Here is an 18,384-nt window from a genome sequence, read left to right as displayed (position 1 = left end):
GCTAGAATATTGCGAGCGTTCTGTGCGAGCACGCATACGCCAACAGCACGACATTTTGGGAGACAACGGCATGAGCACGGCAAATGGAAATGGCAGAGGCGATTTCAAATGGGTCGGTACACGCCAGACGCGACCCGATGGCGTCGACAAGGTAACCGGACGGGCAAAATTCGGCGCCGACCACTCTGTCGCGAACATGCTGCAGGGCAAGGTCCTGCGCAGCCCGCATGCCCATGCGCGGATACTGTCCATCGACACGTCGAAGGCGGAGGCCCTGCCGGGCGTGAAATCCGTCGTCACATCGGCCGATTTCAAGCTCCAGCCGACCGACCTGGTTCAGAACGGCGAAATGCAGATCAACTACCGCGATTACGCGCATAACATGCTGGCGCGCGACAAGGCCCTGTATGAAGGCCACGCCGTCGCCGCTGTTGCCGCGACAAGCCTGGCGATCGCCACGGAAGCGTTGAAGCTGATCGAGGTCGACTACGAAGTCCTGCCCCATGTTATTGATGTCATGGAAGCCGCCGCGCCGGATGCGCCGTTACTGCACGATGACCTGTTTACCGACGGCGTCGACCCGAAGCCGACAAAGCCGTCAAACGTCGCCAAGCGCGTCCAGGTCAAATCCGGCGATATCGAAAAGGGTTTCGCCGAAGCCGATGTGATCATCGAACGCGAATTCAAGACTGCCGCCGTGCACCAGGGCTATATCGAGCCGCATGCCTGTGTCGCGAGCTGGGCGGAGGACGGTGTCGCCGAACTGTGGTGCACAACCCAGGGCCATTTCGTCGCGCGCGCCAAATGCGCCAGGATTCTGGACATCGACATTGCGAAGCTTCGCGTGACGTCTTCCGAAATCGGCGGCGGGTTCGGCGGCAAGATTATCGTGTATCTGGAGCCTCTTGCGCTTGCCTTGTCGAAAAAGGCCGGCCAGCCGGTCAAGATGACGATGACCCGTGACGAAGTCCTGCGCGCCAGCGGCCCCACTTCCGGTTCGTTCATCAAGGCGAAGATCGGGGCGACCAGGGACGGGCGCCTTACGGCAGGACAGGTCGAAATGTATTATCAGGCCGGCGCTTTCCCGGGGGCGCCAGTCATGCCGGGCGTGATGTGCGCTTTCGCGCCCTATGACCTGGAAAATGTGGAAGCCGTCGCCTTCGACGTTGTATCGAACCGCCCGAAAGTCGCGGCCTATCGCGCCCCCGGCGCGCCGATGTCGGAATATGCCGTCGAGGCGATCGTCGACGAGATCTGCAACAGGATCGGGATGGATCCCGTCGAATTCCGGCTCAAGAACGCCGCAAGGGAAGGCACCCGCGCCGCCTTCGGGCCGAAATTCGGCCCGATCGGACTGGTCGAAACGCTGGAAGCCACCAGGAAACACCCGAACTACCATGTGCCGCTGGGCCCGAACCAGGGCCGCGGCGTCGCGTCCGGCTTCTGGTTCAATATCGGCGGCGAAACCTGCGTGACCGTCAATATCATCGAGGACGGGTCGATTACTGTCATGACCGGCCTGCCCGATATCGGCGGATCGCGCGCGTCGCTCGCCCTGATGGTGGCCGAAGACCTTGGTGTCGAATATGACAAGGTTCGTCCAATCGTCGCGGATACGGCGGCGCTTGGGTTCACCTTTATCACGGCCGGCAGTCGCGGCACGTTCTCCGGCGGACTGGCCGCGCATCAGGCGGCGGGAAAAGCAATCGACGAGCTTCGGTCCCGCGCCGCGAAAATCTGGGATATTCCCGTCGACGCGGTGGAATGGAAGGATGGCGCGGCCCATCCCGCCGGATCGAACGCCGGTGAATTCGATCCGCTGTCGCTCGCGGAGATCGCGAAAACGGCCGGCAAGACAGGCGGCCCGATCGGCGGCGATGCGCGGATCAACGCCACCGGCGCCGCGCCCAGTTTCGGGACCCATCTGGTCGATGTTGAAGTCGATCCGGAAACCGGCCGTGTAAAGATCCTCCGCTACACCGTTATCCAGGATGCCGGCAAGGCCGTACAGCCGGATTACGTCGAAGGACAGTTCCAGGGCGGTGCGGTACAGGGTATTGGCTGGGCGCTGAACGAGGAATACATTTACAGCAAGGACGGCAAGCTGGAGAACGCCGGGTTCCTCGATTACCGGATCCCGGTCGCGTCGGATGTGCCCATGATCGATACGGTCATTGTCGAGGTTTCCAATCCGACCCATCCGTTCGGGGTGCGCGGCATTGGCGAAACGCCGATTATCCCGCCGCTCGCGGCGATTACAAACGCGGTTTCAAACGCGCTGAACATCCGCTTCACCGAAGTGCCGATGTCCCCGCCGAAAGTCCTGGCGGCGATTGACGCATCGTATAGCCTGGCCGCCGACTGAACCGGACAGCCGTTCAATAAAAGCCGCCGCGCGAAGAAATTCGCGCGGCGGCTTCATTTTGAGGCGCAGGCCGGATCGGCTTGCGGACGGCCTTCAATCGTCGTCGGGATCGAGCAGTCGATGGACATGGATGACGAAGTATTTGGTCATGGCGTCGTCGACCGTGGCCTGCGCCTTGCTGCGCCAGACCTTCTTCGCTTCTTCGTAATTGGGATACAGGCCCACCACATCGACCTTGTCGAGATCCGCGAACTCGTTACCGTCCAGTGACTTCAGCCTGCCACCCAGAACCATATGCAATAGCTGCTTCGCCATGCTTCACCTTTCCGAACACAGACAGTGAACACCCGCCGGCGCCGGCCCGCGGAAGGCCGGAAGCCATTCAACCTGTCGCCTGGTTGAAAATGGCGACCCCAAGGGGATATAAGCACGAAATTTTGTATCATTGCAATTTCAAGGACAGTAAAGGTCTGACATAACGGATTGCCCAAGGTGAGGATCCGGTGAACCAGCCGTACCGCCAACAATGCCCGATACAGCCGCCAGTATAGTAGTCACAATGGACGGATACGTTTGCCGTTCGGGTCACCGAGTATTAACTAATCCCGGGTTACAATATTCCTGCGCCTTCCAGCCCAGGCTGCGGCGCACCCTCCAAGTATGAGCCAAAATACTCGTTGGTAAAAAATGTCATGGGTCAATCCAAACACCGTAAAACATACGACGACCGCGAGTAAAAGTACGACGGGCGGCGGCAAGGAAGACAACCGCCAGCGAAGAGCCCGTATAAAGACAGCAACAGGAAGACTTGCCACCAGAAAAAGTCCGATCACTCCAAATTCCGCCAGCAGCCAGATTAGCACCGAGTGTATGACAAGAATTTGGCCATGTTCTCCTAACCTGAGATCTGCGAATGCCCCCAACCCAGCCCCGAATACTGGGTTTTGGTACCACATTTCCAACCCTCTTTTAATGCTCATCCAACGTTCGGCCTGACTGCTTGGAATATATAAGTTGGGCGCGGTGGTACTGATACTTGTGGAGTCGCCCGTCAGCAGGAAACCAATCGCCCAAGGTATCAGCCAAATCGCCAGGATGATAAAGACCGTCCACAAAATCGATTTGACGAGAATTCTCAAATCCACCATCCGGAACAGCATTAAGCCGAGAACGAGACAGATTCCGGCAATCAAGCCGGTTAACGAGTAAGTGCGCCAGATACCCGCGAATACGGCGCCCAGTAACGGGCAGTACACCGTCGCCCGTCGCGTTCGAGCGATCAGCTTCGAATAGGCGAGGCCGACTGATGCAGAGATGAGAAGTTGGAACGCAAACGCATTCCTGTTCGCGGAAAAACCTTCAAAGTTGCTGAGTACAAAAATGTCTACATCGAAGAATCCAATAACTTCGCGATGGATCAAATCGAAGATTGTAATCACGGCACCCGCCGTTAGGACGACCTCCGCGATCCGCCGCAATCCATGATTTCCCCAAGTCGCCACCATCATGGCACCGAGAGAGAGGTATCCCAACAGAATTGCCCACCCAAACAACCGGTTGTTCAAGGCCCAGTCCGTTACGCCAAATCGGGCAACTCCGTTCAAAAACCCGAACAGGATAAGCAGTGTAAGACCTGCTATCCACCAACCGAACGCTCGCGGAATACGGAATGGCGGCGGCCCTGTGCTCAACCAGGAAAGCACTGCAAGTGCAAGGGCGAGAATCGCCAAAGGGTCGGACAGGTTGATCGCGATAAGTGTCTCGTGGAATGGAACGTGCAGCGTTATAAAAACAAGGAGTGCGGCCAAAGGCCCTGCGAACAGCAGAAAGGCCGTATTCGCAGGGGCTATGCCAGGGCTTTGCGGCTGGCCCATGTAATTTGACGTTGGGATTTGCGCTACGATCGCTTTGGTTCGCCGTGGCAATGCCAGGATCGGCGCACTAAATACGATTGCCGCAGTGGACACCAACCCTACCAAAACCGAAAGTGCCGTAGCGTCGACGGCTGAAACGCCAAGGTGACCGAATGCGTAAATCGCACTCACTTCTCGAACCCCCCAGCCATTGACACTAATCGGGAGCCCTGCCGCAAATGAAACGACTGCCGCCGCCGCGGCGAGGTGCAGCCAATCGATATCGATGATACCCTGGTTCCGCGCGGAAATGACGTAGATCGAAAGCATGACGCCTTGGGCCGCGAGAGTTAACAGCGCGAGGAGGCCAATACGCAGGGAGTAGCGGGCAGAGAGCAGCCTCCGAAACACCGCGATCTCGCGCCGCCACCGAAACGTAAGAAACGTCACCAGGATGGTCAGTAGAATTACCGACATTACCTCGATCAATGCAATCTCGTTGGCTGCGGCGAGCAGCGCCGGCGTTCCCCATAGGACGACCAATCCGACAGCGAGGAGACAGCCGCTGATCAGAACCAAAAGCATGCGCTCGAGAGTGACAATTGCCACATGGGTGTCAACGCATACGCCGCTGCGCCGCAAGACGTAATACCGCCCAAGCATGGAGCCGATAATATTGATGAATACGAGGCTAGATATCAGCCCCGCAATGTTTGCCTGAAATGTCTCCACAAACCGGATTTGGCCATTGCCAAAATAGGTCAACAGGCGTTCTAGGCGCAGCGTTCCAACAAGAATGATAACCGCCATAAGGAAAAGAAGTAATAACAGGTCGCGCCAGGACAGAAGCGCGTAGCGGCCGATAATCGACTCAAAATTCACCGTGGCAAAAACATAACCCAGCATTGCCAGCGTTACGGCGTATGAAAGCAGCCGGAGAAGAATTTTCTTTCTTGGCATTAGTACTCGCTGATTTGATTTTTAATTTGAATTTTTGAAGGGGCTGCCCCGGACAACCACCTAAGGCGACTCTATTTAACCCATTGTTTTATTTGATATAATTTAGTTTACGGTTCACTGTTGTTGAAACGCCACTCGCAGCCCCTCAAAAATAGCCCGAAATGGGCCTTCGGAACACCGTTGAATTTCCGCTGACGTCCAGCACGTTGTAGCCGCCCCAGCAGTCGGAATAGACGATGCTGTCCGGCACAATCTTGCGCGCCATGAAGGACATCAACGTGTCGCTGGAGGCGTCGGGAATGATCTTCGTGTAGACCTTGCCTCGCCGCTTCAAAAGGCCGAATACCGGGATTTTTCCGGCGGCCCGGCGTCCCTTGCGCTTGCCGCCGAAATAGCTTTCGTCCACTTCGATCTCGCCACCGAACACAGCCTCGCTCTCGGTCTCCAGTTTATCGGCAATGACCTCTCGCAGGCGAAGGAAAATTTGGCCGCCGTCTTGCGGTTCACGCCAAAAGGACACGCTACCGTCCGCGCCGTCGTGCCCGCGACAAGGTACTCGATCAGGCGGTCCTGCTTATAATGGCTCAAACGGCTCTTGCGTATGCTTCCCATGATAACTCCAAATTCGAGTTATCTGTGACAGTCCCCAATTTTTATACTTTTCCGTTTGAACGTAACGGAAAAGTATAGAAAATTATTGTCACAATGCTCGACGTTAACCACCAACTTTGCCAAAGCCCAATATTCGCCCCCACAAAGACCAGCCATGATGTCAGTGAGGCCAAGGCGAATGGCGCACTAAATTGGTTCTGTCGAGCGGACAATTGAAGCGCCAGGCAAAGAACCGCCAGGCAAAATAAAGCGGCGCCGACCACCCCGGTTTCCAGAATAATTTGCAGCGCCGCATTGTGTGGGTGAAGCGGCATAGCGGGGCTGAGCGGCAAGGTAGGTATGGTGGGATAATCCAGGACCACAGCTTTAGAAAGGACGGAGGCGAGAGGTAAATCTGCTTGGGGAATATTTCGTGCACTGTCCAGGCCCCAGCCCAGCAGCGGCCGTTCCCGGATCATGGTTGCGACGAAGTTCCAAATCCCAAGCCTGTGCGCTCCAGAAAAGAATTCATAGCGAGCGAATAACGCCAACCCACTATTTATCAACGGCACATTGAGCGCGAGAATCGGTATCGCAATCATCGAAATCGCGAAGGCTATCCCAATAAGCCACGCGCAAAGACGCGCGAAGATGGAAGCTACAGCCCAGACGACACACGCCAAAGTTGCCGCCAAGAACGCCCCCAAGCTACTTGTAAAAAAGAACGCGACAGGAAGCGATAGTCCAATCAATACTGGGATCCAACGAAAACCCCGACACCAAAGAACGAGCAGTGCCGGCCAAATAACCAGGCCTAGAATCATGGAGGGACGATTCAGTAAATTTGCCCGCGCTATGGCTATCTCGTCCTGCCATACGGACGCGGCGAGGAACCCGGTGAAAAGTTCGAAGACGAATACGGCAAACAAGATTAATACACTTGCCGCCATCACCCATGCCAGCTTTGCATTCTGTTCGGCGACGCGCGCGGAACAATGGATTGCAAAATACCCAAGGATTGCGAGCCCGCATATCCGAAACCACCGTCGAAATGTCTGCTCTTCATCAAGAGACCAAAGCGCGGTAAGCGCCGCATAGCCCAAAAACGCGAGCATCGCGATCAAAAATGGGTCGAGTCGGAGTCCGATATCAAAATGCCAGACAGGCTTACGTTCGTGTGCCGTGAGACCGCTCATTATCGTCAAGATGATGCCGTACAACGTCATCTGTTGCGGCATAAATATCGCGACAATGGGCAGACTAACAATTATGGCAATGACGCCCGGGATAAAAATTCGACCAGTGATACGCATTTGGATCCAGTTCGCTGGGCGCTTTATTCGCAACCGCCATGCGGGAAACGCTAATGCACGGCGACCGCAAGCTACAACAGGCCTATCTGCGTCTGTTCGTACAGCGCATCGAGTTCATGACGAAGAAATCAGAATTTACGGGTCCGAGCGCGCACTGGAAACGGGTATCGCCCGCTCTGGTGGCGCGGACGAAGAAGTGCCCACTTTTGCGCCAGAGTGGCGTCCCCAAGGGGATTCGAACCCCTGTTGCCGCCGTGAAAGGGCAGTGTCCTAGGCCTCTAGACGATGGGGACGTCAGGATCGGAGGTTTAATCGGCGCGGCCCCGCAGGTCAACCCTATTCCGCGTCCTTTGTCATGCCCGGCAAGTCTTGCCGCCATCGGCGGGTTTTGCCGCCCCCGGCCGAAATTCCGGACAATCGAAAATTCAACAACCAACTGATTTTACGAAGTTTTCAGGAATCGCGCTCTGGCATCCCGCTTGCAACATCACAGCGCAAAGGCAACCGGAGACAGGGACATGACGGCGAGCTACATGTATATGCCGAGCATTACGGCGCTGAATGGCCATAGCGCCGCATTTGCCTCGATCAGTCAGAACGTCTCCAACCTGACCACGAGCGGGTTCAAGAATTCGGAGACGCTGTTTTCGGATCTGGTGACCAACAGGAACGGCTCCATCTTCAGCCAGTTCAGCGGAATCAAGCCCGCGACCCGCAATCTGATCGAGCAGCAGGGCGCTATCATCAGCACCAACCGCAGTCTCGACGTAGCCATCGACGGCACCGGATTTCTGGTGACCAACACGGCGTTCGACGGGTCCGGCAGTACATTGCTGACCCGCGCCGGGTCTATCGACCTGCGCGTGGTCGGCGCCGCCGGGGCGGAACAGGCTTTCCTGACCGACCAGAACGGCAATTTCATCCAGGGCTGGCCCAGCGACGGCGCCGGCGGCTTTTCCATTGGCAACACCCTGGGTTCGCTGCAGCCCATCCGGGTCGATGCGGGCGCCGCCCTGTCCGCCGCCGCGGCGACAACCACGGCGACCATGTCGGCCAATCTCCCCGCCGGATCGGCGACGGCGGCCAGTTTCGACCTGAGCGTCGGCGTCTTCGACGACCTTGGGAACGCCCACACCGTGCTGTTCGATTTCACCAAGAACGCGGCGCTGGATACCTGGGACGTGGTGGCGACGACGCCGGACGGCGCGGTATCCGCCGGATCGCCTTTCGCCATGACCTTCGATGCATTCGGTCAGATCATATCGCCCGCGAACCAGACTGTCGGCATCACCTGGGCAAACCCGGCGACCGCGGCCGCCAGTTCGATCGCCGTCGATTTTTCCGGCATGAGCCAGTTCGGCGGCGCCTTTACGCCACAGGCCATATCGTCAAACGGCAATACGACCGGTACGCTTGTGGAAGCCAGGGTCAACGCCGCCGGTGAAATCGTCGGCCGGTTCAGCAACGGATTGACCCAGGGTCTCGCCAAGCTGCCGCTCGCCGTCGTCCGCAATCAGAACGGGCTGACGCCCCAGCAGGGGACCAGTTTTTCCCTCAGCACCGAATCCGGCGAACTTCGACTGCTGGAAGCCGACCAGACATCCTTCGGCACATTTTCGCCCCAGGCCATCGAGAATTCCGCCGCCGATCTCGCCACTGAGTTCAGCAAGCTGATCATCACCCAGCGCGCCTATTCCTCGGCCGCCCAGACCATCAAGGTGGTCGACGAGATGCACCAGGTCGCGACGCGGCTGAAAGGTTAGAGCCTCGCGGCGTCCTCGATAACCAGCTGGGATTCGTCTTTCCCGCGCCAGCGGTCGCGCAGCAGATGTCCCGCCAGATGCATTGGCATGCCGCCGGAGCGCAGCAGCATGTCACCCAATGGCGTGTCCACCGCCCGGAAGGCGATACCCTTGAGGCGCGCGCCTCCCTCGCCGCCGATGAAACAGCGCACATGGTCGCGCCCCACCACATCGGCCTTCAGGATCCGGACCGCCGGAAAACCGAAGCGTGGCCGTGCATTCCCTGCCCCGAACGGCGCCAGCCGCTCCAGCGACTGGATAAAATCGACCGTTGCGCCGGCCGCCTGCAGGCTTCCGTCGATCCCCAGTTCCGCGACAATGCCGTCCGTTCCGATGTCGTCGGCGATCCGGGCCGCGAGAAATTCCTGGAACGCAGCCTCCGCGCCGCGCTCCAGCGTGAATCCCGCCGCCATCGTATGTCCGCCGCCATTGATCAGCAGGCCTGTCTGGCGCGCGGCGACCACCGCGGAGCCGAGATCGACGCCGCGCACGGAACGCCCGGAGCCCTTGCCGATTCCGTTCTCCTCATAGGCGACGACACAGGCGGGCCGGTTGTAACGGTCCTTGAGGCGGCTGGCGACAATGCCGATCACGCCGGGATGCCATCCCTCCGCCGCGGCGAACACCAGTTCGCGCCCGGCCATCTCGTTCCCCTTGCGGGTTTCGACCTGCTCGATTGCCTCTTCAAGGCAGGCCGCCTCGATAGCCCGCCGCTCCTCGTTAAAGGCGTCGAGCCGCGCAGCAATGGTCCGCGCCTCGTCCGGTTCATGCGTGGTCAACAACCGCGCGCCGAGGCCGGCCTCCCCGACCCGTCCGCCGGCATTCACCCGCGGCCCCATGATAAAGCCGGCATGATAGGCATCCGGCGTCTCGCTGACCCGGCCGACATCGGCGAGCGCCGCCAGGCCGATATTGCGGCGGCGCGCCATGACCTTGAGTCCCTGGCAGACAAAAACCCGGTTGACGCCGGTCAGCGGCACCACATCGCAAACGGTGCCCAGCGCAACGAGGTCCAGCAGGTCCAGCAGATCCGGCGGTTGCTTTCCCTCGAACCATCCCGTGTCGCGCAGGGCCCGGTTCACGGCAACGGCAACCAGGAAGGCCACGCCGACCGCCGCCATCGCGCCATGGGGGCTTGTATCGTCCAGCCGGTTCGGATTGATAACGGCATGCGCCGCCGGCAGGCGCGGCTCGGCAACATGATGATCGACAACGATGACATCGAGGCCCGCCGCCCGCGCCGCCTCCAGCGGTTCGAAGGCCGTAATTCCGCAATCGACGGTCACGACGGTGCGGATTCCCTCGCCCGCCAGCAGTCGCATCGCATCCGCGTTCGGGCCATACCCCTCTGTGCGGCGGTCGGGAATGTAGATCCGCGTCCTGCCGCCGGCGGCTTCGAAGAATCGCGCCAGCACGGCCGATGCCGTGGCGCCGTCCACGTCGTAATCGCCGAAGATGCCGATGGTTTCGCCAGACCGCACCGCCTCGACCAGTCGCGATACGGCCTTGTCCATATCCAGCAGATGCGCCGGATCGGGCAGATGGTCCTTCAGGGACGGGTTAAGAAACGCCTCGGCGGCGTCAAGGGAAATACCGCGCGCGGCCATGACCCGACCGACGGCTTCCGGCAGGCCAAACCGCTGCGACAAGGCAAGGCCCAACCGGTCGTCATCGCCACGCGCCCGCCAGCACTTCCCGCTGACCGAACGCTCAACCCCCAGAAATACCGGACGGATACCGCTCATTCGTCCATATACTTGAACCCTGTTTTGCGGGTAAAGTCGTGATCCGCGCTGATTTTGCGCACAGTGCCGCTTTTCGACCGCATGATGATGGATTCGGTAAAGGCGCCGGTCCCGGTCCGACGGACGCCGCGCACCATGGTCCCGTCGGTCACGCCCGTTGCGGCGAACATGACGTCGCCCGAAGCCAGGTCGAGGAGACCGTATTTACGGTCAAGGTCGGTAATGCCCCACTTCTTCGCCCGCCCCCGCTCATCGTCGTTGCGGAACAGCAGACGGCCCTGCATCTGCCCGCCTATACAGCGCAATGCCGCGGCCGCCAGCACACCTTCCGGGGCGCCGCCGCTGCCCATGTACAGATCGACGCCACTGTCGCCGGTGGAGGTCGCGATGACGCCGGAAACGTCGCCGTCGCCGATCAGCATGATGCGCGCGCCCGCATCGCGCACCGCCTTGATCAGTTCCGCATGGCGCGGCCGGTCGAGGATGCAGACGACGACGTCGCTGATTTCCTTCTTTTTCGCCTTCGCCAGACTGGCGAGGTTTTCCGCCGGCGTCATATCCAGGTCGACCACCCCTTCCGGCAGACCCGCACCGACGGCAATCTTGTCCATATAGACGTCCGGCGCATTCAGGAAATTGCCGGAATCGGCCATGGCGATGACGGCAAGCGCGTTCGTCCCGCCTTTCGCCGTAATCGTGGTGCCTTCCAGCGGGTCAAGGGCGATATCGACCTTCGGGCCGCCGCCCTTGCCCACTTTTTCGCCGATATACAGCATCGGCGCCTCATCGCGCTCGCCCTCGCCGATCACGACGGTGCCATCGATGGTGAGGCTGTTCAGCGCCTGGCGCATGGCGTCCACGGCCGCCTGGTCCGCCGCCTTTTCATCCCCGCGCCCCATCCAGCGCGATGCCGCCAGCGCGGCCGCTTCCGTCACCCGGACGGCTTCCAGCGCCAGGTTACGGTCCATGGTACTATAATCTTCGCTCATCTCGGCAAACCTCCCGTCGATCCTGTCGTATAATTCGACCCGAAGTGTACACCGAACGACAAGTCATCCCGCTACTGCAAATGGGTTGCAGCTTGTCAAAAAGTCTCTATCCGGATCATCCGCGGCGGCTCCGTGACGCTGTCCAGCGCCGCGATCCGGCCCAGCGCCTGCTGCATGGCGGCTTCACGGGCTTCATGCGTCGTCACAACCAGTGGCACGACGCCGCCCGCGGCGCGGCCCCGCTGGATCGCGGATTCGATGGAAATTTCGGCGTCGCGCAGGGCCGCGGCAATTTCCGCAAAAACGCCCGGCTTGTCGTGCACCATGAAACGGACGAAATAGAGTCCGATGCGGTTCTCCAGCGGCTGAACCCGCATCGGCTGCTGCGCCGCAACCGGCACGCCGAATATCGGAACCGTCTGACCACGCGCGATATCGACGATATCGGCGACAACCGCCGATGCCGTGGGACCGCCGCCGGCGCCCCGGCCCTGGAACATGGTCGTGCCGACATAGTCGCCATCGCTGACAATCGCGTTAAAGACACCCTCTACCGCCGCAATCGGGGCAGCGACCGGCACCATGACCGGATGCACCCGCTGCTGGATACCGGCGTCCGTCTGCTCCGCGATTCCCAGCAGCTTGATGCGATAGCCGAGTTCCGTCGCAAAGGCGATATCGATGGCGCCGATATGGCGAATGCCCTCGATATGGACGGCGTCGAAATCGATGGCGCAGCCGAATGCGACGCTGGTGAGAATTGCCAGTTTATGCGCGGCGTCCACGCCGTCGATATCAAAACTAGGATCGGCTTCGGCGTATCCAAGTTCCTGCGCGTCCCGCAGGACGTCGTCGAAATCCCGGCCGGTTTCCCGCATCGTGGTCAGGATATAGTTGCAGGTGCCGTTCAGGATGCCATGCAGGCGGAATACCTGGTTCGCCGCCAGACCCTCGCGCAGTGCCTTGATAATGGGGATACCGCCCGCCACCGCGGATTCATATGCCAGCGATACGCCAGCCGCTTCCGCCGCCGTACCGAGCGACGCGCCATGCACCGCGATCAGCGCCTTGTTCGCCGTGACCACGTGGCGCCCGGCGCCGATGGCCGCCTTGCACACCTCATGCGCGACGCCTTCGCTGCCGCCGATCAGTTCCAGGACTAGATCGGCTTCCGCATCGCGCGCCATGGCGACCGGGTCGTCAAACCAGGCGATTCCGTCCAGCGAAATGCCCCGGTCGCGCGACGAATCGCGCGCCGATACCGCCGTAACCACAATCGGCCGGCCGCAGCGCAGGGCCAGCAGATCCTTCTGGCCGGCGAGCAGGCGGACGGTTTCCGCGCCGACATTTCCCAGACCGGCAACGGCAACACGTACAGGGGAACTCACGACAACGCGCTCCTTTTCAACGGGGTCTCATGCGGTTCCGCGTCGCCGCTGGACAGGAAGCGCCGGATATTGCGCGTCGCCTGCCGGATACGATGGGTATTTTCGCACAGCGCGATGCGGACATAGCCTTCACCGTGTTCGCCAAACCCGAGGCCGGGCGATACGGCGACGCCGGCCTCTTCGAGCAGGCGCTTGGAAAATTCGACACTGCCCATTGCCGCGAACTCCGCCGGCAGGGGCGCCCAGGCGAACATGGTTGCCGGCGGGCTCGGTACATTCCACCCGGCCCGCGACAGCCCGTCGATCAGCACCTCGCGGCGCTCCTTGTAAATCTGACGAACTTCTTCGACGCATTCCTGCGGGCCGTTCAGGGCCGTCGTCGCCGCGACCTGGATCGGCGTGAACGCGCCGTAGTCGAGATAGCTTTTAACCCGCGCCAGGGCCGCGATCAGGCGCGGATTACCGGCGGCGAAGCCGACCCGCCAGCCAGGCATCGAATAGGTCTTGCTGCAGGAGGTGAACTCGATGGCGATATCCTTGGCCCCCGGAATCTGAAGAATCGACGGCGGCGGATTATCGGCGTCGAAATAGATTTCGGCATAGGCCAGATCCGAGAGGATATAGATCTGGTGACGGCGGCAGAAGTCCAGCACTTCGCCGTAGAAATCGAGGTCGGCGGTAAAGGCCGTCGGATTGGACGGGTAATTCAGCACCAGGGCGATCGGCTTCGGCACCGAATGAATGACCGCCCGCTCCAGCGCCGCGATAAATTCCGGTCCCGGCTCCACCGGCACATGCCTGACCGAGCCGCCGGCGATCACGAACCCGAACTGATGGATCGGGTAGGAGGGATTCGGCACCAGAAGCGTATCGCCCGGGCTGGTGATCGCCTGCGCAAGATTGGCGAGGCCTTCCTTCGACCCCAGGGTGACAATGGCTTCCTTTTCGAAGTCGAGATCGACGCCGAAACGGCGGTCGTAATAGGCGGCCAGCGCCTTGCGCAGCCCGGGAATGCCGCGCGAGTTGGAATAGCGATGGGTGCGCGGATTGCGCACGGTTTCCACAAGCTTTTCAACGATATGCGGCGCGGGCGGCATATCGGGATTGCCCATGCCAAGATCAATGATGTCCTCGCCGGCGGCGCGGGCCGCGGCCTTCATGGCATTCACTTCCGCGAACACATAAGGTGGCAGGCGCTTGATCTTGTAAAATTCTTCTTCCATCAATCACTAGCGTGGCTTTCTCAGCCAACGCTTCCTCACACTGTTGAAAGGCCGATTCCGAGGGAATTCCCGCCGCTTATGTAACGCCAGTCAGGCCAAGTGTCGACAGCAAGTTGGCGCCCTTGCCGCAAACAGGACAGAACCGGCGCGAAGCGGCTATACATACGCGGTAATCTGTGGCCGGAATATGGTCGCCATTTGCGGAAAGTGAGGGCATGCACGAAGACGGTTCCCTCGAGCGACGCGAGGCCGCCGCCATGATGCGGCAGGCGAGAATCCGCAAGGCGCTCGGCGACTGGAGCGGGTCCCTGGCCGCCGCAGACGCCGTGCTGGAAATCGATCCGGAAAACGTCGAAGCGGAACTGATGCGCGCCACCGCGCTGCTGTCCCTGCGCCGCCTGGAGGACGCCACAAAATCGGTTAAGCGGGTCATCCGGCACTTGCCGGATGACGGCGGATTACAGCTTTTCCACGCCCGCTGCCTGATGGCGCAGGAAAAATTCGCCGAAGCGGTATCGCCTGCGCGCCGGGCCGCCGAACGCCTGCCCGATACCGCCGACGCGCAGTATGCCTGCGGCGCCTGCCTGAAACGAACCGGCGACCACGGTGCCGCAATTCCCTATCTGGAGCGCGCCCTTGCCCTCGACGCCAGCCGGTACGATGCCCTGAACGATCTGGGCGATATCCATATCGCGCGCGGCGAACTGCAGTCGGCGTTATGCTTCTTTCGGCAGTCGCATGCGATCCTGCCGTACAACGTCAACGCGATGTCGGCGCTGTGCTTCTATTCCGCATTCGATCCGCATACCGATGCCGCCGCCCTGTTCGCCATTCGGCGCGACCTCGGCCGGCACCTGGAACACGAGGCGGGAAACCGCCCGGCGCCTGTCCCCGCCGCACCGCGCCCGGACGGACGGATCCGGATTGGATACCTCTCCTACGACCTGTGTTACGGGGTCACATCCTGGTTTCTCGAACCGGTTCTGGCCCGGCACGACCGCCGCCGCTTTCACATCACCGGGTATCACGGCAATCCGGTCAAGGACGAAACCACCGCGCGGTTGGGAAGCCATGCCGATGCATGGCGGGATATTGCCGGCGACAGCGTGAAACAGACCGCCGAACGAATTCGGCGGGACGGGATCGATATCCTCGTCCTGGTCTCTTTCTACAACGGCAAGGATCATCGGGTACTGGCCCATCGCCCCGCCCCGATACAGGTCGGCTATTTCAACCGTGTCGCCTCGACGGGCCTGGATTCCGTTGATTACATTCTGACCGAGCCGCTCGCCGACCCTGCCGGCGGCGTCGAACATCTGTATACCGAGTCCCTTGTCCGCCTGACGGACCATCCCGGCTACCTGCCCCCTGGCGACGCCCCGGCGCTGTCACCGCCGCCGTTTCAAAAAAATGGCTACATTACATTCGGCAGTTTCAACAACCATACGAAAATCGGGCCGGCGGTGATCCGGGCATGGTCCGCCATATTGCAGGCCGTCCCGGATGCGCGGCTAATCCTGCGCAGTGCGTCCTATTTCGGCGATGCCGATACCGTTGACCTGTTCCGTCGGCAGTTTGTCGCGCATGACATCAATCCAGCGCGGCTGGCGTTTCAGGGCATGCGCGCAACGCGAAACGATCACCTGTCGGGAATCGGCGAAGCCGATATCGCCCTCGACCCTTTTCCCTGCAACGGAGGAACGACGACCTGCGACACCATGCTGATGGGCGTCCCGCTGGTTACTCTGGTATCGGACAGCTTCATGGGCCGGCAGGGGTTGCGGTACATCACCAGGCTCGGTATGGGCGACCTCGCGGCCCGGTCGGTCGACGGCTATGTCGCGACCGCCGCCAGCCTTGCCGTCGACCGGGATCGCCTGGTGTCGCTGCGCAATGCGCTACGCGAACGGTTCGCCCGGAACATGATGAATTACGGCCTGCACATCCGCGAGCTCGAGACCGCATACGCGCATATGTGGCAGAAGCACCTGAGCGGCGCCGATCGCACGGATTTCAGCGTCCGCGATACCAGGGTCATTGTGACCCGAAACGGCAACCACCCGACAATTGGCGATAAATTTCAATAAATATAAACAATAACAATTAAATATATTTCAATATAATTTCTGTTACTTTTTTAAGAATCTTTAAATAATTTCAATACTATAGTTGTTGCAATTATTACTTTCCTGTTGTCAGATTTCTATTAATAACAAACCTACAATGATCAAAGGTCATCATGCGGTATTTATTCGTTGTCCTCAGCGGCATTGGTCTTTCGGGCTGCGCGCTTCCCGTCTCGCTTCAGATTGCATCCTTTGCGGCATCCGGGCTCAGCTATATGACGACGGGGAAAAGCATGTCCGACCATGCGGTATCCGCCATGGTATCGCAGGACTGCGCCGTACACCGTATCGTTTTGGGTCTGGGCATGTGCGAGGCCTATGTCGATGAAAATAACGGGATCGCCGTGGCGCAGGGCGAACCGGCGACGGAAGACACGGCCGCGCAGGACAGCGCCACGAAGCATCTTCGCGACAGCATGGTTTCACTGGCTGAAAGGCTTGACGGCGACCTCCAGCCGGCGTCGGGCCCCGTGGCTTCCGAACCCGTAGCAATCCTGCTCCCCGCAGGAAACGACGAACAAGCGTCCGGCGCCCGGAACGACGAATCATCCAGCGCCCTGGAGCCGGTCGACAGGGTCCTGGTCGCAATGGCCGAAACGATCAATAGTCTCCCGCCAGCCGGTAAATCCGATGAAGGCGCAATCGGCGATCGAACGGCCAGCGCGCAACATTACCTCATCATCGGTCTGTTCCGGCAGTTTCAGGAGGCTGAGACGGTTCGGACCCGGCATGCGGGCCTGCGGACCGTCGTCCGTATGGTTCTGGACGATGGCGCGCTTATGTTTCAGGTCATCGCGGGACCGTTTTCCCGTCCGGATGCCATTGATATCGCGGCGACTATCGCCGACGGGGATGCGCCACCGAAAATCGCCCTGCTATGCGCCGACCGGGCGAGCCGCGCGCCTTGCGGCGGCCAGACGGGCTACGCAAGCGTGCGGGTAAGCCTCCACCCGGCTGCCGCGAAGTAAGGGCGGCGCGACACGGTACCGGTCAGTTCATCATCCAGATTTCCGCACGCCGGTTCGCCGCTTCGCCCGCCGCAGTATATTCGGCATAGAGGGGCGCGGTGTCGCCCAATGCCTCCACGGTTATCTGACCCGGCGACACGCCGAGGCTGACCAGCGCGGAGACAACCGCGTTCGCCCGGCTGAGCGATACCTCGTAATTCACCCGCGAACGACGGGACGAATTGGAAGCGCCGGCCCCGCCGCTGGCATGACCGACAACCCTGAGCCGGTTTCCCGTCGCCCGCTGCGCTGCCGCGATCTGCTCCAGAATCGCGACATCCGCCGATTGCAGGTGTTTGGCGTTTTCGGCGAAATATATCGTGCCCACTTTCAGCGGCTCCGACAATATCGGCGACGCGTCGGCTGTCGCAGGCGGGGTGGTATTGGCCGGCGGGGCAACAGATGGCGGCGGCGGAACAACGCTCGGTGCCGGCGGCGAAACCGGCAGTGGCGCGACGGATTCGGCGGTACGCGGTTCGGGTGGCGCAACCGACTGCGGCGCCGGCACGGATGGCGGCGGCGGTACGCCCGGCCGCGTGACCGGTACCTCTCTATTGTCTGGCGCCGCCGGAATTTCCGGGCGGGGTACGCTCGGCCTGGCAACGGGCGGCGGCGCGGGCGGCACGGACGAGACCCGCGGTCCCGCCGCCTGCGGCAGCCCGCCCGCGCGGCGGTCCACTTCCTGGCGGACTTCCTCTTCGGTATAACGCGCGTTCTCCTGATCGGCGACCAGCCCTTCGCGGATTTCCGCCTGCTGCGATTTGAGCGACGGAACTACGGGACGCTCGGGCACGGATCCGAGATTGGGAAACTCTTTCGAAGCGGACCCCTGCTCCGGGGCGGCTTCAGGCGCGTCATCCTCAAACCACTTCATCGGGTTGACGTAATCCGGAACGCTTTCGCAAGCGGTCATCAGAACCGAGATGGCGACAAGCAGCGCCCAAACCGCTATTCTGCCTCCTGTCCGCGCGTCACCGGGAGCTTCGCCTTGATTTATTTTGCACTGCAACATAACTATATCC

General features: G+C 60.7%; 12 protein-coding genes, 1 tRNA gene and 1 pseudogene. 4 read left to right on the top strand and 10 right to left on the bottom strand.

Annotation, left to right across the window (positions count from 1 at the left end; translation table 11 throughout):
* Positions 1–70 precede the first annotated feature (70 nt).
* Positions 71–2,365 (top strand): xanthine dehydrogenase family protein molybdopterin-binding subunit, encoded by a 2,295-nt coding sequence (locus WD767_00450; protein MEX2614544.1) that lies wholly within the window; start codon positions 71–73, stop codon positions 2,363–2,365.
* A 93-nt stretch (positions 2,366–2,458) separates the two neighbouring features.
* On the opposite strand, the gene WD767_00445 is transcribed toward WD767_00450, so the two are convergent.
* The 5 genes and pseudogenes from WD767_00445 to WD767_00425 all read right to left on the bottom strand — a co-directional run bounded on the left by WD767_00445 (position 2,459) and on the right by WD767_00425 (position 7,375).
* Positions 2,459–2,680, bottom strand: coding sequence for a DUF4170 domain-containing protein (locus WD767_00445; GenBank protein MEX2614543.1), 222 nt, complete (start codon positions 2,678–2,680; stop codon positions 2,459–2,461).
* 284 nt (positions 2,681–2,964) lie between these two features.
* Positions 2,965–5,178 (bottom strand): lysylphosphatidylglycerol synthase domain-containing protein, encoded by a 2,214-nt coding sequence (locus WD767_00440; GenBank protein MEX2614542.1) that lies wholly within the window; start codon positions 5,176–5,178, stop codon positions 2,965–2,967.
* A 107-nt stretch (positions 5,179–5,285) separates the two neighbouring features.
* A pseudogene (locus WD767_00435) lies at positions 5,286–5,781 on the bottom strand (IS1595 family transposase).
* 50 nt (positions 5,782–5,831) lie between these two features.
* Complete coding sequence (locus WD767_00430; GenBank protein MEX2614541.1) at positions 5,832–7,082, bottom strand: O-antigen ligase family protein; 1,251 nt, start codon at positions 7,080–7,082, stop codon at positions 5,832–5,834.
* Positions 7,083–7,299: 217 nt separating this feature from the next.
* Positions 7,300–7,375 (bottom strand) — tRNA-Glu (locus WD767_00425).
* A 225-nt stretch (positions 7,376–7,600) separates the two neighbouring features.
* On the opposite strand from WD767_00425, the gene WD767_00420 reads away from it, so the two are divergent.
* Entirely contained in the window at positions 7,601–8,845 is a 1,245-nt protein-coding gene (locus tag WD767_00420) for a flagellar hook-basal body complex protein (GenBank protein MEX2614540.1), read from the top strand.
* Here WD767_00420 and recJ read toward each other — a convergent pair.
* From recJ to WD767_00400, 4 genes are all read right to left on the bottom strand, one after another.
* Positions 8,842–10,629 carry a single-stranded-DNA-specific exonuclease RecJ gene (recJ, locus tag WD767_00415; GenBank protein MEX2614539.1) on the bottom strand — a complete coding sequence of 596 codons (1,788 nt, stop codon included), beginning with the start codon at positions 10,627–10,629 and terminating at the stop codon, positions 8,842–8,844. The genes WD767_00420 and recJ overlap by 4 nt on opposite strands.
* Positions 10,626–11,618 (bottom strand): class II fructose-bisphosphatase, encoded by a 993-nt coding sequence (gene glpX / locus WD767_00410; protein ID MEX2614538.1) that lies wholly within the window; start codon positions 11,616–11,618, stop codon positions 10,626–10,628. Before glpX ends, recJ begins: the two co-directional genes overlap by 4 nt.
* A gap of 95 nt (positions 11,619–11,713) precedes the next feature.
* Positions 11,714–13,006, bottom strand: a complete 1,293-nt coding sequence (locus tag WD767_00405; GenBank protein ID MEX2614537.1) for a homoserine dehydrogenase — start codon at positions 13,004–13,006, stop codon at positions 11,714–11,716.
* A complete protein-coding gene (locus tag WD767_00400) occupies positions 13,003–14,229 on the bottom strand; it encodes an LL-diaminopimelate aminotransferase (protein ID MEX2614536.1) in 1,227 nt (408 codons plus the stop codon). The genes WD767_00405 and WD767_00400 overlap by 4 nt, the downstream gene beginning before the upstream one ends.
* A gap of 215 nt (positions 14,230–14,444) precedes the next feature.
* Between WD767_00400 and WD767_00395 the strand changes: the two genes are divergently transcribed.
* Together WD767_00395 and WD767_00390 are read left to right on the top strand one after the other, a co-directional pair.
* Complete coding sequence (locus WD767_00395) at positions 14,445–16,316, top strand: tetratricopeptide repeat protein (GenBank protein MEX2614535.1); 1,872 nt, start codon at positions 14,445–14,447, stop codon at positions 16,314–16,316.
* A gap of 152 nt (positions 16,317–16,468) precedes the next feature.
* On the top strand, positions 16,469–17,323 hold the full coding sequence (locus WD767_00390; protein ID MEX2614534.1) for a hypothetical protein: 855 nt from the start codon (positions 16,469–16,471) through the stop codon (positions 17,321–17,323).
* A 22-nt stretch (positions 17,324–17,345) separates the two neighbouring features.
* Here WD767_00390 and WD767_00385 read toward each other — a convergent pair whose 3' ends face one another.
* Positions 17,346–18,236 (bottom strand): OmpA family protein, encoded by an 891-nt coding sequence (locus WD767_00385; protein MEX2614533.1) that lies wholly within the window; start codon positions 18,234–18,236, stop codon positions 17,346–17,348.
* Positions 18,237–18,384 lie beyond the last annotated feature (148 nt).

The sequence above is a fragment of the Alphaproteobacteria bacterium genome, from assembly GCA_040905865.1.
Classification (GTDB): Bacteria; Pseudomonadota; Alphaproteobacteria; order UBA8366.
This window is presented reverse-complemented; position numbering and strand designations above follow the sequence as displayed.

Excerpts from the sequence above, each read along its gene's own strand:
- WD767_00450 (MEX2614544.1), top strand. The coding sequence starts at position 71 with ATGAGCACGGCAAATGGAAATGGCAGAGGCGATTTCAAATGGGTCGGT.
- WD767_00445 (MEX2614543.1), bottom strand. The coding sequence starts at position 2,680 with ATGGCGAAGCAGCTATTGCATATGGTTCTGGGTGGCAGGCTGAAGTCA.
- WD767_00440 (MEX2614542.1), bottom strand. The coding sequence starts at position 5,178 with ATGCCAAGAAAGAAAATTCTTCTCCGGCTGCTTTCATACGCCGTAACG.
- WD767_00430 (MEX2614541.1), bottom strand. The coding sequence starts at position 7,082 with ATGCGTATCACTGGTCGAATTTTTATCCCGGGCGTCATTGCCATAATT.
- WD767_00420 (MEX2614540.1), top strand. The coding sequence starts at position 7,601 with ATGACGGCGAGCTACATGTATATGCCGAGCATTACGGCGCTGAATGGC.
- recJ (MEX2614539.1), bottom strand. The coding sequence starts at position 10,629 with ATGAGCGGTATCCGTCCGGTATTTCTGGGGGTTGAGCGTTCGGTCAGC.
- glpX (MEX2614538.1), bottom strand. The coding sequence starts at position 11,618 with ATGAGCGAAGATTATAGTACCATGGACCGTAACCTGGCGCTGGAAGCC.
- WD767_00400 (MEX2614536.1), bottom strand. The coding sequence starts at position 14,229 with ATGGAAGAAGAATTTTACAAGATCAAGCGCCTGCCACCTTATGTGTTC.
- WD767_00395 (MEX2614535.1), top strand. The coding sequence starts at position 14,445 with ATGCACGAAGACGGTTCCCTCGAGCGACGCGAGGCCGCCGCCATGATG.
- WD767_00390 (MEX2614534.1), top strand. The coding sequence starts at position 16,469 with ATGCGGTATTTATTCGTTGTCCTCAGCGGCATTGGTCTTTCGGGCTGC.
- WD767_00385 (MEX2614533.1), bottom strand. The coding sequence starts at position 18,236 with ATGAAGTGGTTTGAGGATGACGCGCCTGAAGCCGCCCCGGAGCAGGGG.